Genomic DNA, 20,345 nt, shown 5'->3' with positions numbered 1-20,345 from the left:
TTGGCGGCTGGTTTTGCAGCAGCGGTTTTAGCCACTGGCTTGGCAGCCCCTTTAGTCGGCGCCTTCGCTGCAACAGCTTTGCTCGCCGGTTTTTTCGCCGCGCTGGTCGCTACAGCTTTTGCAGGGGTACGAGCGCCGAGCACTTTAGATACAGCTTCCTTCACACGACCAACGCCCTGGGCCAATTTCAGGCTTTCTTGAGCATCTTTTTTGAGTTGGGAAATGTAGGTGCGGGTTTCGGCTTGGCGATCCTTGAGGGCGTCCAGCAGGTCCTCAAGTTCTTTGACAGCGTCTTTGGCTTTGGCTTGTGCCTTGGCCTTGCCGGCAGTGGCGGCGTCTTGCAGTTTGGTGCGGGATTTGTGCAGCTTCTCTTGCGCTTTACCGCGTTGTTTTTCCAGTTTGGCGAGCAGTTTTTCTGCATCGGCCAACGCTTGGGAACATGCGCTTTCCAGATGTTCGAGCAGGCTGCCCGAAAGTTGTTGGAGTAAATGCAACGGGGTATTTACAGGCTTCTGTTTGGCCGACATGGTTTACCTCCTGGCTGACGTGGGTGCGGCTCATACTAGCCCTCTGCTCTTACCGCCGCTAGGGCATGTTGACAGTATCCTTTGCCTTGCGTTGCACCGTGCGAAAATTCTTATCGATATAACGAAAGACCACGCCACTTTTTACCTCACCACACTGGCATAATCCGTCGCACTTTCGGCGGGAGACATGCGTATGTCGCGTTACCTTTTTCTTGTGCTTGGCTTGGTGCTTGGCGGGGCTGATGCAAGCGAGCAGTCGCCGCCCAAAACCTCACCCCAGGACCAGCACGACCTCGCGTACAGCCTGGGCGCCAGCCTCGGCGAACGGCTGCGCCAGGAGGTCCCCGACCTGCAGATCCAGGCGCTGGTCGAGGGCCTCAAGCAAGCGTATCAAGGCAAGCCACTGGTACTGGATAACGCACGCATCGAACAGATTCTGGCCCAGCACGAAGAACAGAGTGAAGCCGACACACAGGTTCCAAAAAGTGAAAAAGCGCTGGCGGCGGAACAGCAATTTTTAACCAAGGAAAAATCGGCAACCGGTGTTCGCGAATTGGCGGATGGCATCCTGCTCACAGAGCTGACGCCCGGCAATGGCAACAAACCATTGGCCAGCGATGAGGTGCAAGTGAAATACGTGGGGCGTTTACCCGATGGTACGGTGTTCGATCAGAGCACCCAGCCTCAATGGTTCCGCCTGGACAGTGTGATCGACGGCTGGCGCAGTGCGTTGCAACAGATGCCTGTCGGCGCGAAATGGCGACTGGTGATCCCTTCGGCACAAGCGTATGGCGCCGACGGGGCCGGCGAATTGATCCCGCCTTACACACCGTTGGTATTCGAGATCGAGTTGCTCGGTACTCGCCACTGACCCAATAAAAAAACGGTGCGCCATGCGCACCGTTTTTTTATCTCACCAGCAAAGGTCAGGCCTGGGTGGCCGTCTCTTCCTTATGGGCGTTGTGGAGTACTTCGATCAGGCAATCTTCCAGTTCGAAACGCTCATGGAGCAGGCCACCCAACTCCTTGAATTTCTCGGCAACACATTGACCGGCATCACACAGATCGGTGAACGCCAGCAATTTCTCAGTGATGACATCAATGCGCGGGTAAAGAGTCTCGGCCAGTTCCAGCCCACGCTGATCATCGAAGGCTTCCGCCTCTTTGGTCAGTTGCTCATAGACACCGAAATGGCCAGCCGACGCGTAGTCCACCAACACGCCACAGAATTCCTGCAACGGCTTGCGATTCTCAGCCAGAGACTCGGGCTTGGCGCCAAGAGCATCAAAGGCCCGAACCAGTTCGTGACGTGCCTTCAACCAGCTGTCGATCAGCTTGTGCACCCCACCCCAGCGTTCCTGAGCATTCTGACAACTTTCCAGCATGATGATCTCTCTTCCCTATTGGGGGCGCTGCCGCGCTGTGCCCGCGCAACACTTCAAGGATAAAGCGGCGGCCGGACAAGGCAGCATCTGGCTAACAGTTTCATAACGCCTGCGGGCCAGATTATGCCCGCATGACTATGGCTTCAAGGTACGCAGGAGAGAAAGTTCATACAAGTGTTTAATCCCGTCCTACAGCTTTTGAGCTGTTTTCAGTGCCTTGCCAAGCTTAAACGCTGACTGAACAACAGCCGCGAAAACTGCACGCCTCCCAGGATCAGCATCGCCACGAAGAACAACAGGCTCCACTCCGGAAGGCTCAGGTCGAACAGCGTCCAGTTTATCTCCATGCAATCGACGGTGCCTTTGAACACCGAGCGCACCGCATCCTCAAGCGACAGGTTTTCAATCATGTCCTGTGCGCTGGGCCAACAATCGGGGGCTTGATCCGGCACGCTGTTCTGCAGCAGCACCTGGCGTACGGCGGCAGTCGCGCCGAGCACGGCACAGCTCATGCTTGCCAACCCGTAAAGGAAGACGCCAGAGCGCTTGGGGTTATGAATGGCAGCACTCAGGTTGATCAGCGTAAAGACCGCTAAAAATAGCCGCTGCACCTGGCACAGGAAGCAGGGCCGAAGCAGCGCGCCATATTCCAGATAGAACGATGCGCTCAACGTCAGCGCACCTGCCATGAACGCCAGCAAAAACAGGGAGCGTGAGGGGGCCAAAGACATTGTCGATCCGTAACGCAAGAGATAGGCCGTTACGGTAGAGGAAAGGCCCGAGCCCTTTCAATACACGCTAGAGCAGACGATTCCGCGAAAACGTAGGGACATCCCGTCAGAACGCGAAGGGCATCACCTAGGAATACGTAGGAACACATTACGAGCCCCATTAAACCGAGGCCATTGGCAAAATTGAAGCGTTGGCTACCAGACAATTCCGAGCCAACGCTCACTCTTTTTCCTACCTCAAACCCGCGCCGGTACCGGCAATGGAGAGGCCAGCAGACGACTGTCCAGCAGACCCAGGCCTTCCTGGAACAGCTGGTTGCTGCGCTCAGTGTCGCCTAATTGGGCCAGCAGTCGCGCCAACTCGGCGCAGGCTTCGGGATTGCGCTGCACCTGCAGGCTGCCTTCCAGGTAGTCCCGTGCCTTGCCCCACAGGCTGTTCTGCAAGCACAGGCGACCCAGGGTCAACAGCAGGCTGGCGTCACCGGAGTGGTCCTTGAGCCAGCCTTCGGCAAACTTCAGTTGCCGCGCCGGGTCACTGCCTCGCAGCAGGCCGTATAACCGAATCAGATGGCTGTCGTAGCTGCGCTTGATCGCACCCCGCAGCACTTCCTCGGCCTTGGCATCCGCGCCTAACTGACGCAGTTGCTCAGCGTAGGCCAACACCAGCTGCGGCTCCTGACGCTGGGCAGAGGTCAGTTGCTGCCAGGCCCGTTCAAGGGACTGCAAACCGGCTTCGCCCTGCTCTTCCCGCTGGGCCGCCAGGCTCAGGTTTTCACCCCAGGCGCGACGCTCCAGCTCGGCCAGTTCACCAGGGGGCAAGACTTTGTCTTTGCGCAACTCGGGCAATAGTCGAATGACCGACGACCAGTCGCCCCGCTGCTGATGCAGGCGCTGCAATTGACGCAGTACCTGGGCGTTATGGGGATGGCGCTCATGCATCGCCTGCAGGGTCACCAGGGCGCCCTCGGTATCGCCGCGGTCCGTCTGCAATTGCGCATGGCTCAAGGCAACCGCCAGCTCGGCTTGAGGCTGACGCTCCAGGGCGCGCTCGAGCAAGCTGTCCGACTCTTCGTAGCGCCCCTGCTCATTGGCCGCACGGGCCGCGCCAAGGTAATACAGCAACGGTTGACGCTCGGCTTCGGCAGCCCGGTGCAGGTGGCGCTCGGCACTGGCCCAGCGCCCTTCGGCGAGGTCCATCTGGCCCTGTTCGATCGCAATTTGTACGCGACGGCTGCGGTTACGGCGCGACCATGGGTTGACCACGCCCCCGGAGGTGGTCACCAGGCTCAGCAACACGCGGAGCAGGTAGATCGCCAGGACGATGACAAACACCGCCACCAGGGTGGCCCACAGGCTCGATTCGTAATGCAGCACATGGGGATAGGTAATCAGCACGTAGCCAGTATGTTTCGAGATGCCCACGGCCAGTGCCAGGGCGATCGCGATCGCAATCGCCAGCACCAGGATCACATAGAAACGCTTCATCGGCTCTACTCCTGGGTCGCCGGCGTGCCAGCCGAAGCCTTGGCTTCGTCAGCAGACAGATGACGACGCTCGAGATACGCCTGCACGGCCGCCAGGCTCGCGGCCAGGTCCGGTGTCACCACCGAGACGGCCTTGGGCTCAAGCTCGGCGATCCGTGCCAGCATCGCCTTGCTCTGGGGGTTGTCCTGGTTGAAGTTGTCCAGCAACACGCTACGCGCTTCACCCAGCGAACGGCTGTACACCGCCGACTCGCCATTGAGCGCGGCCCATTGAGCTTGCTCCAGGGCCAGGCTCAGGGCCAGACGCACCTGGTTCAAGCCCTGGCCGGCCAGCAGCGGGCGAATGTTGTCATCGGGGTTGAAATCGATGCGGAAGTAACGGGAAATCTGTTCCCACCATTGGCTCCAACGGTTGTCAGTGTCCGTGGTTGGACGCCCTTGGGAAGCCGGCTCCGTAAGCTGGTATTCCGGCGCAATCGCCGCCAGCTGCACGACCTGATCGCGCAACGCCGCCAATTGCAGATACAACCCGGTACGGTCCGGCTGCTCGGTGCTGCGCAGCGCGGCCAGGCTCTTGGCCAGTTGCTCGCGGGCAGCGTAGGACCCCGGATCATTCTGCTCGCGCAGGATCTCATCGGCGCCCTGGACCAGCGACTGAGCACTGTTGATATCCTGCAAGGCCGACAGTCGCAAACTCGCCAGACGGATCAGATGCTCGGCTTCAGCCAGGCGCCAGTCCTTGCGGCTGGCCCCCAGCACGGTTTCCAGGCGTTGGTTCAGGCGCTGCTGATCACCTTGCAACTGGGCCACCAGGCGGCGACGCTCCTCCAGCTCATCAGCGCCCGGCAACTGTGCCAGGCGTGCCGCCAACTGTTGCTGGCCTTGCTTGAGAGACTGGGACTGGTCATCAAGGGTCTGCACCTGGCCCAATTGATGCTGGCTGCTGGCTTGCAGGGCACGGACCTGCCAGATCCCCCAACCGCCAGCGGCAACACCCGCGGCGCCCAGCAGCAGGGCAACGATTGCCAGGCCATTGCCACGGCGTGGCGCGGTGACCGGTGTCTCGACCGGCGCATCAAGCGCGGGCTGAGTTTCATCTTTAGGCAAGGCTGTATCGCTCACGTATCCGTCCTTTGCGTATCAGAGAGTGGGGGCGGGATGTTTTTATAAGACAAAGCCGCCTAACGCCACTAACAAAGCCGCAGCACTCGCGCCGCGACAATCCACAACATTTTCTGCCCCAGCGTCCCGCGCCATCTCATAGACTCGCGGGCTGGGTACGAACAACGGCAGTCGGGCCACCTGTGGCCAATCGGGTCCGGCCAGGGCTTGCAGATGCAAGAAACCCTGCCCACTGCTGACCACCAGGCCGTTCAAGCGTTCCAACTGGATGCGCTGCATCAGTACCCCGGCGTCGTAGGCCGGCAGGAAGCGGCGATACAACTCCAGATAGTCGACACTAGCACCTTGCTCGCGCAAACGCTCAGCCAGCAGTTCTCGGCCGCCTTCTCCCCGCAGGATCAACACCCGCGCCCCAGGGCGTGCAATAGCCTCGCGCAAGGCGGGTAAGGCGAGCAAGGCTTCGCTGTCATCACCGGTGGGCGGATAGTGAACGTCAAGGCCCTGGTCAGCCAGCACCTGGGCGGTCGCCGCGCCAACGCTGAACCACGGCAATTGCGGCCAGTGTCGATCCAGCTGTTGCAAACCCAGGCGCGCAGCCGGTTTGCTCACCACGATCACTGCGCAATAACGGCCCAGGTCGCGGAAAACCGCCTGTTGTGCGGGCGTGACCGGCAACGCCTCGATCTCCAGCAAGGGCAGGCTGCTGCTGAAAATGCCGGCTTCGGACAACGACGCCGCCAGGGCCTTCGACTCCTCGGCAGGCCGCGTCAGCAGCACACGCCAGCCGGTCACTGCGGACCGGCCTCGCCATAGACTTTTTGCAGAATGGCGCCAGCGCCTTTTTCCAGCAGCTCTTCAGCCACCTGGATACCCAGGGCGCTCGCATCACGCCGTGGCCCGCGCATCTCGGCGGTGAGCAGGGTGCCACCGGCCGGATCCCCAACCAGGCCACGCAGCCACAGAGTGTCACCTTCGAGCACGGCGTAGCAGGCGATCGGCACCTGACAGCCACCGTTGAGGTGCTTGTTCAGGGCGCGCTCGGCCGTGACGCGCACTTCGGTGTCGTGGTGATCGAGGGGTTTGAGCAACGCGTGGATTTCGCTGTCTGCCGTGCGGCATTCAATACCTACCGCCCCCTGGCCGCCAGCGGGCAAGCTGTCTTCAACGCTGATCGTTGACGTAATACGGTCTTCGAAGCCAAGGCGGATAAGCCCGGCCGCAGCGAGGATAATCGCGTCATATTCGCCGGCATCCAGCTTGGCCAGGCGCGTGTTGACGTTGCCGCGCAGAAAGCGGATCTGCAGGTCTGGACGACGGGTCAACAACTGCGCCTGGCGACGCAGGCTCGAAGTGCCGACGATGCTGCCCAAAGGCAGCTCATCCAGAGATGCATAGGTATTGGAAACGAACGCATCGCGCGGGTCTTCGCGCTCGCAGATGCAAAAAAGGCCCAGGCCTTCGGGGAAGTCCATGGGCACATCTTTCATCGAATGCACGGCGATGTCGGCTTCATTTTCCAGCAGCGCGGTCTCCAGCTCCTTGACGAACAGGCCCTTGCCGCCAATCTTCGACAGCGGCGAGTCCAGCAGCTTGTCGCCGCGACTCACCATGGGCACCAAGGATACCTTGAGACCTGGATGAGCCTCTTCAAGGCGAGCTTTGACGTATTCGGCCTGCCACAAGGCCAGGGCGCTTTTACGAGTGGCGATGCGGATTTCGCGAGAGGACATGGATCAATCCGTACTGAATAGATACGGCAGATAATAACAGCTCAGGCAAATACGCTTTGATTTGAATCAGCAAGTGCGGGGCCTCCCTGGCCGCATCACACCGGGATAAGCACTGCAGTCCACGCTACAGCCCTCGGGCTAAAGCTGCTGCATCATCTTGCGCACGCCGGCGACATGGCGTCGGCTGACGATCAAGGCATCGCCATTGAGCCCTTTCAGGAACAGCTGGAAGTGCCCCAGGGGCGTACGTTGCAGGCGCTCGATTCGTTCGCGGGCCACCAACGCATTGCGGTGGATTCGCACAAAGCGGTCGCCAAACTCATCTTCAAGAGCCTTGAGCGGCTCATCGAGCAGGACTTCACCGGCTTCATGGCGCAGCGTCACGTACTTGTGATCGGCAATGAAGTACACCACCTGGCTCAGGGGGATCAGCTCGATACCTTTGCGCGTACGCGCACTGATATGGCTGCGCGGCCCGTTGCCACTCTGGGCGGCAGGTTGAGTCAGGGCAGCGAGTTGGACCCGGTTAGGGCGCTCGGCCTTTTTCAATGCCTTGAGCAACGCGTCGCCAGTCGCCGGCTTGACCAGGAAACTGACACCACTGGCTTCCAACGCTTCCGCGGAAAACTCTTCCTGGGCAGCGCACAACACCACCGACGGAGGTGATTCTCTCTCACTCAGGCGGGCGGCAACCTGCAGGCCATCAAGGCCGGGCATGCGGATATCGAGCAGCACCACATCCGGCTTGAGGCTATCGATCAACGTCAACGCCTCCTCCCCGTTGGTGGCGCTCGGTTCAAGGACTGTATAACCCTCGAGTTCACTGACCAGGCGGCTCAGTCGCTCGCGGGCTTGGGGTTCGTCATCAACGATCAGGACATTCATATTGCGCTGGATTCCTGCGTGAGTCTCGCACAAGGATAGCGTAGACAGGTGCGGTGACTTGCGTCACAGCGATCCACGCTAAGACTAGCGCGAGCGGCAAAAAGTGCCCTGAGAGCGGCACGCATATTTACCCGGACCTGTTCAATAGCGCCCAAAACCTGCTGCCCTTGGGCATAGTCGTAGGGTTTGCTGATACACAATCCGAATACCCCCCTTTTTAATGGATAGTCTGGGTTATGACCGCATCACCCGACTTTGGTGCATTCACACACTATCAGTCCAACTGTAGACGCTCGCTGAGACGACATTACTCAATCCTCAAATATCGTTTCAACAAGCACCTGGCCCCAGTCTCTTCCCGGACGCGCTCGGCGGCAAGGCACTTAGCCATCCTTCGCGCAAATAAAAATGCTGGCCACCCACAGCACCGCCTCCACGAGCAACCCTGTTATTATCGGCGGCACACCTCCACGCCTCTTTTAAGCAGATCACGAGCGAATCCATGAGCACCGACAAGACCAACCAGTCCTGGGGCGGCCGCTTCAGTGAACCCGTCGACGCCTTCGTCGCCCGCTTCACCGCCTCCGTCACCTTCGACCAGCGCCTGTACCGCCACGACATCATGGGCTCGATCGCCCACGCCACGATGCTGGCCAAGGTCGGCGTGCTGACCGACGCCGAGCGCGACAGCATCATCGACGGCCTGACCACCATTCGCGGTGAGATCGAAGCCGGTACGTTCGACTGGCGCGTCGACCTGGAAGACGTGCACATGAATATCGAGGCCCGCCTCACCGACCGCATCGGCGTGACCGGCAAGAAACTGCACACCGGGCGCAGCCGCAATGACCAGGTGGCCACCGATATCCGCCTGTGGCTGCGCGATGAAATCGACCTGATCCTGGCCGAAATAACTCGCCTGCAGAAAGGCTTGCTGGAACAGGCCGAGCGCGAATCGGACACCATCATGCCCGGTTTCACCCACCTGCAAACCGCCCAGCCTGTCACCTTCGGCCACCACTTGCTGGCCTGGTTCGAAATGCTCAGCCGCGACTACGAGCGCCTGGTGGATTGCCGCAAGCGTGCCAACCGCATGCCCTTGGGCAGCGCCGCGCTGGCCGGCACCACCTACCCGATCGACCGCGAATACACCGCACAACTGCTGGGCTTCGATGCCGTGGGCGGCAACTCCCTGGACGGCGTGTCGGACCGCGATTTCGCCATCGAATTCTGCGCCGCCGCCAGTATCGCGATGATGCACCTGTCGCGTTTCTCCGAAGAACTGGTGTTGTGGACCAGCGCGCAATTCCAGTTCATCGACCTGCCGGATCGCTTCTGCACCGGTAGCTCGATCATGCCGCAAAAGAAAAACCCCGACGTGCCCGAGCTGGTGCGTGGCAAGAGCGGCCGCGTATTCGGCGCACTGATGGGCCTGCTGACCCTGATGAAAGGCCAGCCCTTGGCCTACAACAAGGACAACCAGGAAGACAAGGAACCGCTGTTCGACGCCGCCGACACCCTACGTGATTCGCTGCGTGCCTTTGCCGACATGATCCCCGCGATCAAGCCCAAGCACGCGATCATGCGTGAAGCGGCCCTGCGTGGGTTCTCCACCGCGACGGACCTGGCGGACTACCTGGTACGCCGTGGCCTGCCGTTCCGCGACTGCCACGAAATCGTCGGCCATGCCGTGAAATACGGCGTGGACACCGGCAAGGACCTGGCGGAAATGAGCCTGGAAGAACTGCGCCAGTTCAGCGACCAGATCGAGCAGGACGTGTTTGCCGTGCTGACCCTGGAAGGCTCGGTGAATGCCCGTAACCACGTGGGCGGCACCGCACCGGCGCAGGTGAAGGCAGCCGTCGTGCGCGGCCAGGCCCTCCTCGCCAGCCGCTGAAAAATGAGGGAGGGGGGCAACCCCCTCCCACACTGGATCACTTTTTGGCCGCAACCATCGCCATGAACGCCGGCATCGCGGCTTCCCTGTCCGCCGCCACCTTCTGCGCATTGGGCATGGCATGCAGCCGCTCCAGCAACACTTTGGCCGCCGGGAGTTCAGCCAACAGGTCCAGGCCAAACAACTTCTCGCCCACGGCACAGGCGAGGTTCACGCTATACATGAAATACAGATCCGCAATCGTAAAGCTCTCCCCTGCCACATAAGGCGCGAACTTGCCGTGCCGACCTAAAGAACCGATCCCCAGCAGCAACTCAGCCTTGGATTTCTCCTTGATCGCGTCCGGCACCTGCATGCCGAAAAACGCCTCGGCGAAACACGCGCGGGCGGGCAGTTCGATGTACAGCTCGATTTCCCGGCACAACGCCAGCACCTGGGCACGCTGAAAAGGATCAGCAGGCAGCAGCGAACGGCCCTCCTGGGTTTGCTCGATGTATTCGAGGATCACGCTGGTTTCATTGACGAAACCCTGCTTCACCCCCAGTACCGGCACCTTGCCTCGCGGGCTGACGGCAAGCGCCTCAGGGGTTTGCCCGGCGTAAAAAGGCACCTCTTCGAACGGTAGCCCCTTCTCCAGCAGCGCCAGTTTCACCATGTTGTAGTAGTTACTGACCGAAAATCCGTAAAGCTTGAGCATCGCAAAGCCTCCAGGCCGTGTGCGGGGTTGGCCGCAAGAGTTATAGATGCCCGGGCCCACCCTGACCAGCAGCATCACCGGCCTGAATGGAGTTAGACTGGCGCCCTTTCCTTGAGGAGCCTGCCATGAGCGAGCCGACCGATATCGACAGCGACGAAGAAGCGTTCACCGAAAGTACACTGATCGAAGCCATCGAGAATCAGATCGAAAGCGACACTCCGCCTGCCGCCAAGGCCACGTTCAACAAGCTGACCCTGGTAGGTTACGAGCGCGAGGAGATTCTGAATCTCATGGCCCATGTGCTGGCGGTTGAAATCGACCAGATGCTCGACGAAGACCGTGCATTCGATACCCAATGGTATGAGACAGCCCTGCGGGCGCTGCCGGAATTGCCGCCGGAAAACGACTGAAGCCCCCTCCGCGTGGCCGGGAAGCCTGCTTCCTCGCCACAAATCTGCGGCATATCAATACCCATGACTTTCTCACTGGACAGCCCGCCAAAGTGCGTTCACCTTATGGCCTGCTAGCCTCTAATAAATTCTTAGAAAGTCTGGAGTCCTTATGTCGTATACCCCTGAGTTGGTTGCCGAACTGGAAATCCTTGCACTCTTCAACCTGGGCAGCTCCCAGGAAGGTCTGAAAGTCCACCAGACTGCCGCTCCCACTGCCATCGCCGCGGCCAAACGCCTGTTCGAGAAAAAGCTGATCGACCAACCGGACGGAGGCTATCTGACCAGCCTTGGCCGAGACGCCGCCGAGCAAGCGCAAACCCTGCTGACGATCTTGAGCACCGCGACAAGCAAAGAAGCCGCCTGACACCTGATACCGCCCATGGAGTCCGCCCCTTGCGGATTCCGAGGGCGCTGCTGTGGACGCGAGAAAATTCTGACGTCAAAAAACATTTCCCTCTAAACCTCCTACGCTTCTGACTGTAAACTCCTACACGGCCGCCCATGTCGGGCCTTGCGAGCCACCGAGTTCGACATGACCCGCACCCATGAAATCCGCCCCGACCTGGACGAAGGCATCGACCGCAAGGTGCTGGCTCAGCTGCGCGCGCGCTTCATGGCCCTCAACGAAGGCCGCATGGCCCGCGCCATCGAGGGGCTAACGCCGCGCCAGCAAAGCGTACTGACACTGTTGCCGCTGTTTTTCCACGTCAATCACCCGCTCCTGCCAGGCTATGTGTCGGGCAGTACACCGGCCGGGCTGTCGAACTTCGAGCCTGATGCCCAGGCCCTGACCGAAGCCCAGCGCCTGACCCGTTCATTCTCCTACAAGCCGCGCCATGGCAACCCGCCCCGTCCGATCCATGGCCTGTTCCTGATGGGCAGCCTCGGCACCCTGGCCCAGGCAGACCAGAGCGATATGGATGTGTGGGTGTGCCACGCCGCCGACCTGGACGAAAGCGAACTGGCCGAACTGCGTAAGAAATGCCAGCTGCTGGAGGCCTGGGCCTTGAGCATGGGCGCCGAGGCACATTTTTTCCTGATTGAGCCGACGCGCTTCGTACTGGGTGAGCGCGACACCCAACTGAGCTCCGACGACTGCGGCACCACCCAGCATTACCTGCTGCTGGACGAGTTCTACCGCACCGCCATCTGGCTGGCTGGCCGTACACCGATCTGGTGGCTGGTGCCCGTCTACGAAGAAAACCGCTACGCCGAATTCACCCACACGCTGATCTCCAAGCGCTTTATACGCGCCGATGAAACCCTTGACCTGGGCCACCTGGCACGCATCCCTCCGGGCGAATTCATCGGCGCCGGGTTGTGGCAGCTGTTCAAAGGCATCGAGTCGCCCTACAAGTCAGTGCTCAAGCTGCTGCTGACCGAGGTTTACGCCAGCGAGCACCCAAACGTGCAGTGCCTGAGCCTGCGCTTCAAGCAGGCGGTGTTCGCCAACCAGATGGATCTGGACGAGCTGGACCCTTACATCGTGGTCTATCGCCGCATCGAGGAATACCTCAAGGTCCGCAACGAACCCGAGCGCCTGGAGCTGGTACGGCGGGCACTGTATTTAAAGGTCAACCGCAAGCTCAGCGCTGGCCAGCGTAGCTCTAGCTGGCAACACCTGTTGCTGGAGCGCCTGGCCCAGGAGTGGGGCTGGAACCCGCGCCAATTGGCCCTGCTGGACAGCCGCAGCCAATGGAAAGTGCGCCAGGTCGCCTCCGAGCGTCGCGCATTGGTCAGTGAGCTGAACTACAGCTATCGCTTCCTGACGCAATTCGCCCGCAGCGAACAGACAGTCAGCCTGATCAATAAGCGTGACCTCAATGTGCTCGGCCGCCGTCTATATGCTGCGTTCGAGCGTAAAGCCGGCAAAGTCGAGTTCATCAACCCCGGCATCGCCCCGGACCTGGCCGAAGACACCCTGACCCTGGTGCAATCGCCCAACCGCAAAGAGCCGGGCCAGCACCATTGGGGGCTGTACAACGGCAACCTCACCGCCCTGGAATGGGAGCACTTTGCGCCGATCAAGCGCAGCCGCGATTTGCTGGAAATGCTGACCTGGTGCCACCGCAACGGCGTGATCGACAGCAGCACTCGCCTGGCGCTGCACCCGGGCACCAGCGACATGACCGAGTTCGAGCTGTTCAACCTGCTGGGCAGCCTGCAGCAGAGCATTGCCCTGCCCTTGCCCAGCGTCGCTGAAGAACGCCTGTTACGCTCGGCGGTGCCCGAAGAGGTATTGCTGTTGATCAACGTCGGCGTCGACCCGCTCAAGCATCACCGCGACCTGAATATCCTGATGACCACCGAGCGCACCGACTCCCTGAGCTACGCCGGTGTGCGCGACAACCTGGTGCTGACCCTCGACCAGGTCACCCTCAATAGCTGGAACGAGGTGATGGTCAGCCGCTACGACGGCCCCCATGCTCTGCTCGATTGCCTGCGCGACTACCTCAACCAGTTGCCATCGGATCACCTGCCGCGGCTACGGGTGCGCTGCTTCTGTCACAACCGTGCGCAGTTCATTGCCCAGCGCGTAGAAGAAATCTTCGACACGGCGCAGAACCTGCTGCTGGGGCAGGGCAATCACCGCTACTTGCTCCAGGTGCAACAGCACTATCACGTGATGGAGTTGATGCCCGGCCAGGCCACCCACGTATCACTGGCGACCCAGGATGCACTGATCGCCTACCTCAGCGAAGAACTGGCCAGCTACAGCCCGCTGCACCTGGATGCCATGGCCCTGGAGGACCACGACCTGGCGCTGCTTTTGCCCATGGGTATGGCCGATTGCGTGCAAGTGTTCTACCGAGTCAATGAAGGCTTCGCCGAGCTGTATGTGCTGGATGAGTTCAACGCGCTCTGGCAGCAGCGCCTGCCGTTTCATGACGAGCAGAGCCTGTTGGCACCGCTGCAGCGCTTCCTGCAATCGATCATCTATCGCCGGGACGCGCTGTCGCCGCTGGACCCACAGGAGCCGCTGGGCGCGGTGCAAACCCTGTACTACCAACTATTACCGTCAGGCAATAACCGTGCACGCGGCATAGAGCCTCGGCCAGCACCGCAAAATCCGGCCAACAAGCCGTTTTATGACGTGCAGGCAATTATCGGCAAGGCGGCGCCGGGCCAAGTGGGGATTACCCTGTACTGCAATCAGCGGGAGTTTTCCGAACTGGAATTTGGCGACCAGCTGTTTGCAGTGGTCGCCCAGGAGATCGTCGGGCAGCGCCGCGAAACCGAGCGCTACCGCTGCTATATCACTGATCTGGACCTGTCGGGTCTGATCGGTGATGTGCAAAGCCCGAGCAATTTGTACCTGCGCTACAAGGCCGAGCTGGAGCAAGCGCTCAATGAAGCACTGAACCAGATTTAAAGCGAGAAAGCGCCGCCGTCTTTGGGCTGGCCTTCCACTTTGAGCAACTTGAGCTTGAGAGTCTTGCCGCCGGGAGCCGGCCAGTCGATATGCTGGCCCACTTGCAAGCCAAGCAACGCACTGCCTACCGGTGCCAGGATCGAAATCTTGCCTTCGTCGGCGTTGGCATCCTTGGGGTAAACCAGAGTCAGGTGATAGTCCTTTCCGCTGCTTTGCTCGCGGCAATGCACGCTGGAGTTCATGGTCACGACATTCGCAGGCACTTCATCGTGGCCAACCACTTCTTCGGCGCGGTCGAGTTCGTGTTGAAGGGCTTCGACACCCGGCGAGTCCTCGCCTACACGGTCGATCAGTTGCTCAAGACGCTGCACGTCGAGACGGGTAAGAATGATGGAAGGTGCGGTCATGATTCAGGCAGACTCCTTTTTTCTGCACAAAAAAGCAAAACCCCGCCAGGAAAAGGCGGGGTTCTCACGGACCTCGATGAGTTGAGGTGTACCCGGACACTACCACAGCACCGTAAATAAACAAGACGGGGTCAAGGCGCTGCCTTGCGCTGCTCGGCCTGGGCCACGATCACCCGCCGGCGCTGATCGTCGGCGGAGCGCCATTCACGGATGTCTTCCACGTGGCGGAAACAACCAAGGCAAACTTTCTCCTCGTCCAGCCGACACAAACTGATACAAGGTGACGGCACGGCCGGGCTGACATTGCTGAACAGCGGCTTCGGCGGACGTATGGGTGCAGGCTGGGTCACAGTCAGATCTCGTCGAAATCCAGCTCGGCGCCGGTATATTCGTGGACCAGGCGCATGAGCATCTCGCCCAACAACTCTTCACTCTTGTCGCACTGCCATTTGCCGCTTTCTTCGTCGTAGTCGAAGTGAACACCACCGGAGCGCGCCGCCAGCCACAGCTGATGCAGCGGCTCCTGGCGACTGAAGATCAGTTGCTGGCCACTCTCAAACTTGACGGTCAGCACCCCGGCCGAGTTTTCCAGGTCCACATCCAGGCCGCTGTCGTCGAAAATATCTTCCAGCGCCTGCTGGGTCGAATCCACCAGGTCGTGAAAACGGGCTTCGGTCAAACTCATTGTGGCAACCTCAAAAGTGTCTGGTTTTGCTCGAGCGGCGCACGATACGGGCGAGCCCCGCCGATTGCAAAGGATACCGATTTCATCACAACTGACGGCATGAAATATCCCCCGCCAGCGTAGCCCGTTTCTCAACCCACTCAGCAAAGCCCCGCCGGACGGGTATTCCAGCGCATAGGCAAGCTGGCAGGTGGTCGGTATACTCGGGCGCAATTAATGCATATTCAAGGATTTCGCCATGAAGCGCCTGATCTCTTCCCTTGCTGCGCTCGTCGCGGTCGCCTGCCTCGTTAGTGCCTGTGGTCAAAAAGGCCCGCTGTACCTGCCTGATGACAGCAAAGACCCGAATGAACAGGCGCAATCGTCGCAAAAAGCGCACAAGCACGACACTTACTAAGGGTAAATCATGGACGCTTTTAACTACCGGGACGGCGAGCTGTTCGCGGAGGGCGTGGCGCTGTCCGCGATTGCCGAACGCTTTGGCACCCCGACCTATGTGTACTCGCGCGCGCACATCGAAGCGCAATACCGCTCGTTCACCGATCCGCTGGACGGCGTGCCGCACCTGGTGTGCTATGCGGTGAAGGCCAACTCCAACCTCGGTGTACTCAATGTCCTGGCGCGCCTGGGCGCTGGTTTCGACATCGTGTCCCGTGGCGAATTGGAACGTGTTCTGGCCGCAGGCGGCCAGGCTGACAAGATTGTGTTCTCCGGCGTCGGCAAGAGCCGCGAAGACATGCGTCGTGCCCTGGAAGTCGGCGTGCATTGCTTCAACGTCGAATCCACCGACGAGCTGGAGCGCCTGCAGGTCGTCGCCGCCGAAATGGGCGTTCGCGCGCCGATCTCACTGCGCGTCAACCCGGACGTCGATGCCGGCACCCACCCGTACATTTCCACCGGTCTCAAAGAGAACAAGTTCGGCATCGCCATCGCCGACGCCGAGGACGTGTACATCCGTGCCGCCCAACTGCCGAACCTGGAAGTACTGGGCGTCGACTGCCATATCGGCTCGCAACTGACCAGCCTGCCCCCGTTCCTTGATGCCCTGGACCGCCTGCTGGCGCTGACCGATCGCCTGGCCGAGTGCGGCATCTACCTGCGCCACATCGACCTCGGTGGCGGCGTGGGTGTGCGTTATCGCGATGAAGAGCCTCCGCTGATTGCCGACTACATTGCCGCCGTGCGTGAACATATCGGCGGCCGCGACCTGGCGCTGTTGTTCGAACCAGGCCGCTATATCGTGGCTAACGCCGGCGTGCTGCTGACCCAGGTCGAGTACCTCAAGCACACCGAGCACAAGGATTTTGCGATCGTCGATGCCGCGATGAACGACCTGATCCGCCCGGCGCTGTACCAGGCCTGGATGGATGTCACCGCCGTAACGCCTCGCGACAGTGAAGCCCGCGCCTATGACATCGTCGGCCCGATCTGCGAAACCGGCGACTTCCTGGCCAAGGATCGTCAACTGGCCCTGGAAGAAGGCGACCTGCTGGCCATTCATTCGGCCGGTGCCTACGGGTTTGTCATGAGTTCCAACTACAACACCCGCGGGCGTACCGCCGAGGTGCTGGTGGACGGTGATCAAGCGTTTGAAGTGCGTCGCCGCGAGACGGTAGCCGAGTTGTATGCTGGCGAAAGCCTGCTGCCGGAGTAAGCCATGCTGCTGCGTTTTACCAAGATGCACGGACTGGGCAATGACTTCATGGTCCTTGACCTGGTCAGCCAGCACGCGCACATCCTGCCCAAGCACGCTAAACAGTGGGGCGACCGTCATACCGGCATCGGCTTCGACCAGTTGCTGATCGTTGAGGCGCCGAGCAACCCGGAGGTGGATTTCCGTTACCGGATCTTTAACTCCGACGGCTCCGAGGTGGAACAATGCGGTAACGGCGCCCGCTGCTTCGCGCGCTTTGTGCTGGACAAGCGCCTGACCGCCAAGCGGCAGATTCGCGTCGAGACCAAGAGCGGCGTGATCGAACTGGATGTGCGCAGCGACGGCCAGATCAGCGTCAACATGGGTGCACCGCGCCTGGTGCCGGCGGACATTCCGTTCCAGGCCAGCGAGCAGGCCACGAGTTACACGCTGGACGTTGAAGGCAAGGCCGTCGACATCGCCGCAGTGTCCATGGGCAACCCCCATGCAGTACTGCGGGTCAACGACATCAACAATGCCCCCGTGCATGAACTGGGGCCGAAGATCGAACACCACCCGCGCTTTCCGGCACGGGTCAATGTGGGCTTCCTGCAGGTGATCGACCGTTCCCGCGCGCAATTGCGTGTGTGGGAACGCGGCGCCGGCGAAACCCAGGCCTGCGGCACCGGCGCCTGCGCCGCTGCCGTAGCCGCAATCAGCCAGGGGTGGATGGATTCGCCGCTGCTGATCGACCTGCCAGGTGGACGCCTGTCCATCGAATGGGCAGGCCCCGGCCACCCGGTGATGATGACCGGGCCGGCCACGCGCGTATACGAAGGACAGGTCCGTCTATGAGTGAGCCAAGCAAATGACCGATAAGCCTCAAGTACCCGCACAAGCATCCCCGAGCGAAAGCCTGGAGGCCGCCGCTGTCGCGGCGTACCTTGAGGCTCATCCGGACTTCTTCGTTGAGCATGAAGAACTGTTGCCGGCCTTGCGCATCCCTCACCAGCGCGGCGATACCGTGTCACTGGTGGAGCGGCAGATGAAGATCCTGCGCGAGCGCAACATAGAAATGCGCCATCGGCTCTCGCACCTGATGGACGTGGCCCGCGACAACGACCGCTTGTTCGACAAGACCCGCCGCCTGATCCTGACCCTGATGGACGCCACCAGCCTGGAAGAAACGGTGATCGCCGTAGAAGACAGCCTGCGCCAGGATTTCCAGGTGCCCTTTGTCAGCTTGATCCTGTTCAGCGACAACCCGATGCCGGTGGGACGCTGGGTCAGCGGCAGCGAAGCACAGACCGCGATCGGCGGCCTGCTCTCCGAAGGCAAGACCATCAGTGGCACCTTGCGCGAGCACGAACTGGACTTCCTGTTTGGCGCTGAACAACGCCAACAGATCGGCTCCACCGCCGTCGTTGCCCTCAGCCACCAGGGCCTGCACGGCGTACTGGCCATCGCCAGCCGTGATCCTGCGCACTACAAGAGCTCGGTGGGCACCCTGTTCCTGACCTACATCGCCGAAGTCCTGGGCCGCGTGTTGCCGCGTTTCACTACCGCCCTGCGCGCGGTGCGCTAGCCATGGAACGGCAACTGGACGCCTACTGCGCTCACCTGCGCAGCGAGCGCCAGGTGTCGCCCCACACCCTGGAAGCCTACCGACGGGACCTGAACAAGGTCCTGGCCTACTGCGAGAAACACCAGATCGCCAGCTGGAAAGCCCTGGATATCCAGGGCCTGCGCAGCCTGATCGCGCGCCTGCACCAGCAAGGCCAATCCTCACGCAGCCTGGCCCGGTTGCTGTCGGCGGTGCGCGGCCTCTACCACTACCTCAACCGCGAAGGCCTGTGCGATCACGACCCAGCCAACGGCCTGGCCCCACCCAAGGGCGAGCGGCGCCTGCCCAAGACCCTCGACACCGACCGCGCCCTGCAACTGCTCGACGGCGCGGTCGAGGACGACTTCCTGGCCCATCGCGACCAGGCGATCCTCGAACTGTTCTATTCTTCGGGCCTGCGCCTATCGGAGCTGACGGGGCTGAACCTCGACCAACTGGACCTGGCGGACGGCCTCGTGCAAGTGCTCGGCAAAGGCAGCAAGACCCGCGTGTTGCCAGTGGGCAGGAAGGCCCGGGAAGCCCTGCAACTGTGGTTGCCGCTGCGCGCCCTCACCAACCCGGCCGATGATGCGGTGTTTGTCAGCCAGCAAGGTCGGCGCCTGGGGCCACGGGCCATCCAGGTACGGGTCAAGGCGGCGGGCGAACGCGAACTGGGGCAAAACCTGCACCCGCATATGCTGCGGCACTCCTTCGCCAGCCATCTGCTGGAATCATCCCAGGACCTGCGCGCAGTACAGGAACTGCTCGGCCACTCCGATATCAAGACCACGCAGATCTACACCCACCTGGACTTCCAACACCTGGCAACGGTGTATGACAGTGCCCATCCACGGGCCAAACGTATCAAGGGCGGCGACTCATGAGTATCAAGCTGATCACTTTCGACCTGGACGACACCCTCTGGGACAACGTTCCCGTCATCGTCAGCGCCGAGGCGTCAATGCGCGAATGGCTGGCCACCCATGCCTCCAAGGTCGGCGACTTGCCCCTGGAGCACTTCGCCAGCCTGCGCCAGCAAGTGCTGCAACGTCATCCCGAACTCAAGCACCGCATCAGCGTCCTGCGCCATCGAGTGTTGATGCATGCGTTTGAAGAGGCCGGTTATCCACAGCCTCAGGCCACCGAAATGGCCGATGTGTGTTTCGAAGCGTTCATTCACGCCCGCCATCAGCTCACGCCCTTCCCCGAAGCCGAGCCGATGCTGCAAGCGCTGCGCCAGCACTTTCTGCTGGGTGTGATCACTAATGGCAATGCCGATGTGCAGCGTGTGGGCCTGGCGGACTACTTCCACTTTGCGCTGCGTGCCGAAGATATTGGGATCGCCAAGCCGGATGCGCGCTTGTTTCAGGAAGCGCTGCAGCGCGGTGGAGTGGATGCCAGTGCGGCTGTGCATGTTGGCGATCACCCCGGGGACGACATTGCCGGGGCGCAGCAGGCGGGGCTGCGGGCGGTGTGGTTCAACCCCAGCGCCAAGGCATGGGAAGCAGATAAACGCCCCGACGCGGAGATTCGTAGCCTCACGGAGCTGCCGGAATTACTCCGCAAGTGGCAGTAGCACTGGAGATCCAAATGTGGGAGGGGCAAGCCCCCTCCCACATTTGGATCACCACAAAGCTCAAATAAATCAGCAAGCATGAAAAATCTATGGTCCCCCCCATTTTTGCAATACTGATTAACGGGCGATGTGGTTGGCTTGCTTAAATCTATCCGGCG

23 protein-coding genes are annotated in these 20,345 nt (G+C 60.9%); 11 read left to right on the top strand and 12 right to left on the bottom strand.

Going from position 1 to position 20,345, the window contains the following annotated elements; all coding sequences use genetic code 11:
- On the bottom strand, nt 1-527 hold a 527-nt coding region (locus AC1Q6I_RS18395), incomplete at its 3' end, for an AlgP family protein (protein ID WP_492618401.1).
- A gap of 193 nt (nt 528-720) precedes the next feature.
- On the opposite strand from AC1Q6I_RS18395, the gene AC1Q6I_RS18390 reads away from it, so the two are divergent.
- Nucleotides 721-1,398 (top strand): FKBP-type peptidyl-prolyl cis-trans isomerase, encoded by a 678-nt coding sequence (locus AC1Q6I_RS18390; RefSeq protein WP_102624924.1) that lies wholly within the window; start codon nt 721-723, stop codon nt 1,396-1,398.
- 55 nt (nt 1,399-1,453) lie between these two features.
- Here the strand turns inward: AC1Q6I_RS18390 and AC1Q6I_RS18385 are convergent, their stop codons facing one another.
- The 7 genes from AC1Q6I_RS18385 to AC1Q6I_RS18355 all read right to left on the bottom strand — a co-directional run bounded on the left by AC1Q6I_RS18385 (nt 1,454) and on the right by AC1Q6I_RS18355 (nt 7,864).
- Nucleotides 1,454-1,912: an Rsd/AlgQ family anti-sigma factor gene (locus AC1Q6I_RS18385; RefSeq protein ID WP_024078049.1), complete on the bottom strand. Its 459-nt coding sequence runs from the start codon at nt 1,910-1,912 to the stop codon at nt 1,454-1,456.
- 209 nt (nt 1,913-2,121) lie between these two features.
- Nucleotides 2,122-2,643, bottom strand: coding sequence for a disulfide bond formation protein B (locus tag AC1Q6I_RS18380; RefSeq protein WP_024078050.1), 522 nt, complete (start codon nt 2,641-2,643; stop codon nt 2,122-2,124).
- Nucleotides 2,644-2,880: 237 nt separating this feature from the next.
- Nucleotides 2,881-4,128, bottom strand: a complete 1,248-nt coding sequence (locus AC1Q6I_RS18375) for a heme biosynthesis protein HemY (RefSeq protein WP_102624923.1) — start codon at nt 4,126-4,128, stop codon at nt 2,881-2,883.
- 5 nt (nt 4,129-4,133) lie between these two features.
- Nucleotides 4,134-5,249, bottom strand: a complete 1,116-nt coding sequence (locus AC1Q6I_RS18370) for a uroporphyrinogen-III C-methyltransferase (RefSeq protein WP_102624922.1) — start codon at nt 5,247-5,249, stop codon at nt 4,134-4,136.
- Between the two features lie 42 nt (nt 5,250-5,291).
- Nucleotides 5,292-6,041: a uroporphyrinogen-III synthase gene (locus AC1Q6I_RS18365; protein ID WP_102624921.1), complete on the bottom strand. Its 750-nt coding sequence runs from the start codon at nt 6,039-6,041 to the stop codon at nt 5,292-5,294.
- A complete protein-coding gene (gene hemC, locus AC1Q6I_RS18360; protein WP_024078054.1) occupies nt 6,038-6,979 on the bottom strand; it encodes a hydroxymethylbilane synthase in 942 nt (313 codons plus the stop codon). The genes AC1Q6I_RS18365 and hemC overlap by 4 nt, the downstream gene beginning before the upstream one ends.
- Nucleotides 6,980-7,117: 138 nt before the next feature.
- A complete protein-coding gene (locus AC1Q6I_RS18355; RefSeq protein WP_024078055.1) occupies nt 7,118-7,864 on the bottom strand; it encodes a LytR/AlgR family response regulator transcription factor in 747 nt (248 codons plus the stop codon).
- A 502-nt stretch (nt 7,865-8,366) separates the two neighbouring features.
- On the opposite strand from AC1Q6I_RS18355, the gene argH reads away from it, so the two are divergent.
- Complete coding sequence (argH, locus tag AC1Q6I_RS18350) at nt 8,367-9,761, top strand: argininosuccinate lyase (protein ID WP_024078056.1); 1,395 nt, start codon at nt 8,367-8,369, stop codon at nt 9,759-9,761.
- 37 nt (nt 9,762-9,798) lie between these two features.
- Here argH and AC1Q6I_RS18345 read toward each other — a convergent pair whose 3' ends face one another.
- Nucleotides 9,799-10,458 (bottom strand): glutathione S-transferase family protein, encoded by a 660-nt coding sequence (locus AC1Q6I_RS18345; RefSeq protein WP_024078057.1) that lies wholly within the window; start codon nt 10,456-10,458, stop codon nt 9,799-9,801.
- A 125-nt stretch (nt 10,459-10,583) separates the two neighbouring features.
- Between AC1Q6I_RS18345 and AC1Q6I_RS18340 the strand changes: the two genes are divergently transcribed.
- The 3 genes from AC1Q6I_RS18340 (at nt 10,584) to AC1Q6I_RS18330 (ending at nt 14,283) form a co-directional block, all read left to right on the top strand.
- Nucleotides 10,584-10,868, top strand: a complete 285-nt coding sequence (locus AC1Q6I_RS18340; RefSeq protein ID WP_024078058.1) for a hypothetical protein — start codon at nt 10,584-10,586, stop codon at nt 10,866-10,868.
- Nucleotides 10,869-11,019: 151 nt separating this feature from the next.
- The gene (locus AC1Q6I_RS18335) at nt 11,020-11,274 is read left to right on the top strand and encodes a TIGR02647 family protein (RefSeq protein ID WP_024078059.1); all 255 of its coding nucleotides are present in this window, start codon (nt 11,020-11,022) and stop codon (nt 11,272-11,274) included.
- 168 nt (nt 11,275-11,442) lie between these two features.
- Nucleotides 11,443-14,283: a class I adenylate cyclase gene (locus AC1Q6I_RS18330; protein WP_102624920.1), complete on the top strand. Its 2,841-nt coding sequence runs from the start codon at nt 11,443-11,445 to the stop codon at nt 14,281-14,283.
- Here the strand turns inward: AC1Q6I_RS18330 and rnk are convergent.
- The 3 genes from rnk to cyaY form a co-directional block, all read right to left on the bottom strand.
- A complete protein-coding gene (gene rnk / locus AC1Q6I_RS18325; protein WP_024078061.1) occupies nt 14,280-14,690 on the bottom strand; it encodes a nucleoside diphosphate kinase regulator in 411 nt (136 codons plus the stop codon). The genes AC1Q6I_RS18330 and rnk overlap by 4 nt on opposite strands.
- A gap of 131 nt (nt 14,691-14,821) precedes the next feature.
- Entirely contained in the window at nt 14,822-15,040 is a 219-nt protein-coding gene (locus AC1Q6I_RS18320; RefSeq protein WP_102624919.1) for a DUF1289 domain-containing protein, read from the bottom strand.
- A gap of 2 nt (nt 15,041-15,042) precedes the next feature.
- Nucleotides 15,043-15,375, bottom strand: a complete 333-nt coding sequence (gene cyaY, locus AC1Q6I_RS18315) for an iron donor protein CyaY (protein WP_102624918.1) — start codon at nt 15,373-15,375, stop codon at nt 15,043-15,045.
- 238 nt (nt 15,376-15,613) lie between these two features.
- Between cyaY and lptM the strand changes: the two genes are divergently transcribed.
- From lptM to AC1Q6I_RS18285, 6 genes are read left to right on the top strand one after another with little or no spacing between them, the layout of a single operon-like run.
- Complete coding sequence (gene lptM, locus AC1Q6I_RS18310; RefSeq protein WP_024078064.1) at nt 15,614-15,772, top strand: LPS translocon maturation chaperone LptM; 159 nt, start codon at nt 15,614-15,616, stop codon at nt 15,770-15,772.
- Between the two features lie 9 nt (nt 15,773-15,781).
- Nucleotides 15,782-17,029: a diaminopimelate decarboxylase gene (gene lysA / locus AC1Q6I_RS18305; RefSeq protein ID WP_024078065.1), complete on the top strand. Its 1,248-nt coding sequence runs from the start codon at nt 15,782-15,784 to the stop codon at nt 17,027-17,029.
- Between the two features lie 3 nt (nt 17,030-17,032).
- Nucleotides 17,033-17,863: a diaminopimelate epimerase gene (gene dapF / locus AC1Q6I_RS18300; protein ID WP_024078066.1), complete on the top strand. Its 831-nt coding sequence runs from the start codon at nt 17,033-17,035 to the stop codon at nt 17,861-17,863.
- A 13-nt stretch (nt 17,864-17,876) separates the two neighbouring features.
- Entirely contained in the window at nt 17,877-18,593 is a 717-nt protein-coding gene (locus AC1Q6I_RS18295; protein WP_024078067.1) for a DUF484 family protein, read from the top strand.
- Between the two features lie 2 nt (nt 18,594-18,595).
- Nucleotides 18,596-19,495 carry a tyrosine recombinase XerC gene (xerC, locus tag AC1Q6I_RS18290; protein ID WP_024078068.1) on the top strand — a complete coding sequence of 300 codons (900 nt, stop codon included), beginning with the start codon at nt 18,596-18,598 and terminating at the stop codon, nt 19,493-19,495.
- Nucleotides 19,492-20,187, top strand: coding sequence for an HAD family hydrolase (locus AC1Q6I_RS18285; protein ID WP_024078069.1), 696 nt, complete (start codon nt 19,492-19,494; stop codon nt 20,185-20,187). The genes xerC and AC1Q6I_RS18285 overlap by 4 nt, the downstream gene beginning before the upstream one ends.
- Nucleotides 20,188-20,345: the final 158 nt, after the last annotated feature.

The sequence above is a fragment of the Pseudomonas sp. MPR-R2A5 genome (assembly GCF_058793055.1).
The sequence above is the reverse complement of the archived record's forward strand: the minus strand, read 5'-3'. Positions and strand labels throughout refer to the sequence as shown.

Excerpts from the sequence above, each read along its gene's own strand:
- AC1Q6I_RS18390 (WP_102624924.1), top strand. The coding sequence starts at position 721 with ATGTCGCGTTACCTTTTTCTTGTGCTTGGCTTGGTGCTTGGCGGGGCT.
- AC1Q6I_RS18385 (WP_024078049.1), bottom strand. The coding sequence starts at position 1,912 with ATGCTGGAAAGTTGTCAGAATGCTCAGGAACGCTGGGGTGGGGTGCAC.
- AC1Q6I_RS18380 (WP_024078050.1), bottom strand. The coding sequence starts at position 2,643 with ATGTCTTTGGCCCCCTCACGCTCCCTGTTTTTGCTGGCGTTCATGGCA.
- AC1Q6I_RS18375 (WP_102624923.1), bottom strand. The coding sequence starts at position 4,128 with ATGAAGCGTTTCTATGTGATCCTGGTGCTGGCGATTGCGATCGCGATC.
- hemC (WP_024078054.1), bottom strand. The coding sequence starts at position 6,979 with ATGTCCTCTCGCGAAATCCGCATCGCCACTCGTAAAAGCGCCCTGGCC.
- AC1Q6I_RS18355 (WP_024078055.1), bottom strand. The coding sequence starts at position 7,864 with ATGAATGTCCTGATCGTTGATGACGAACCCCAAGCCCGCGAGCGACTG.
- argH (WP_024078056.1), top strand. The coding sequence starts at position 8,367 with ATGAGCACCGACAAGACCAACCAGTCCTGGGGCGGCCGCTTCAGTGAA.
- AC1Q6I_RS18345 (WP_024078057.1), bottom strand. The coding sequence starts at position 10,458 with ATGCTCAAGCTTTACGGATTTTCGGTCAGTAACTACTACAACATGGTG.
- AC1Q6I_RS18340 (WP_024078058.1), top strand. The coding sequence starts at position 10,584 with ATGAGCGAGCCGACCGATATCGACAGCGACGAAGAAGCGTTCACCGAA.
- AC1Q6I_RS18335 (WP_024078059.1), top strand. The coding sequence starts at position 11,020 with ATGTCGTATACCCCTGAGTTGGTTGCCGAACTGGAAATCCTTGCACTC.
- AC1Q6I_RS18330 (WP_102624920.1), top strand. The coding sequence starts at position 11,443 with ATGACCCGCACCCATGAAATCCGCCCCGACCTGGACGAAGGCATCGAC.
- rnk (WP_024078061.1), bottom strand. The coding sequence starts at position 14,690 with ATGACCGCACCTTCCATCATTCTTACCCGTCTCGACGTGCAGCGTCTT.
- cyaY (WP_102624918.1), bottom strand. The coding sequence starts at position 15,375 with ATGAGTTTGACCGAAGCCCGTTTTCACGACCTGGTGGATTCGACCCAG.
- lptM (WP_024078064.1), top strand. The coding sequence starts at position 15,614 with ATGAAGCGCCTGATCTCTTCCCTTGCTGCGCTCGTCGCGGTCGCCTGC.
- lysA (WP_024078065.1), top strand. The coding sequence starts at position 15,782 with ATGGACGCTTTTAACTACCGGGACGGCGAGCTGTTCGCGGAGGGCGTG.
- dapF (WP_024078066.1), top strand. The coding sequence starts at position 17,033 with ATGCTGCTGCGTTTTACCAAGATGCACGGACTGGGCAATGACTTCATG.
- AC1Q6I_RS18295 (WP_024078067.1), top strand. The coding sequence starts at position 17,877 with ATGACCGATAAGCCTCAAGTACCCGCACAAGCATCCCCGAGCGAAAGC.
- xerC (WP_024078068.1), top strand. The coding sequence starts at position 18,596 with ATGGAACGGCAACTGGACGCCTACTGCGCTCACCTGCGCAGCGAGCGC.
- AC1Q6I_RS18285 (WP_024078069.1), top strand. The coding sequence starts at position 19,492 with ATGAGTATCAAGCTGATCACTTTCGACCTGGACGACACCCTCTGGGAC.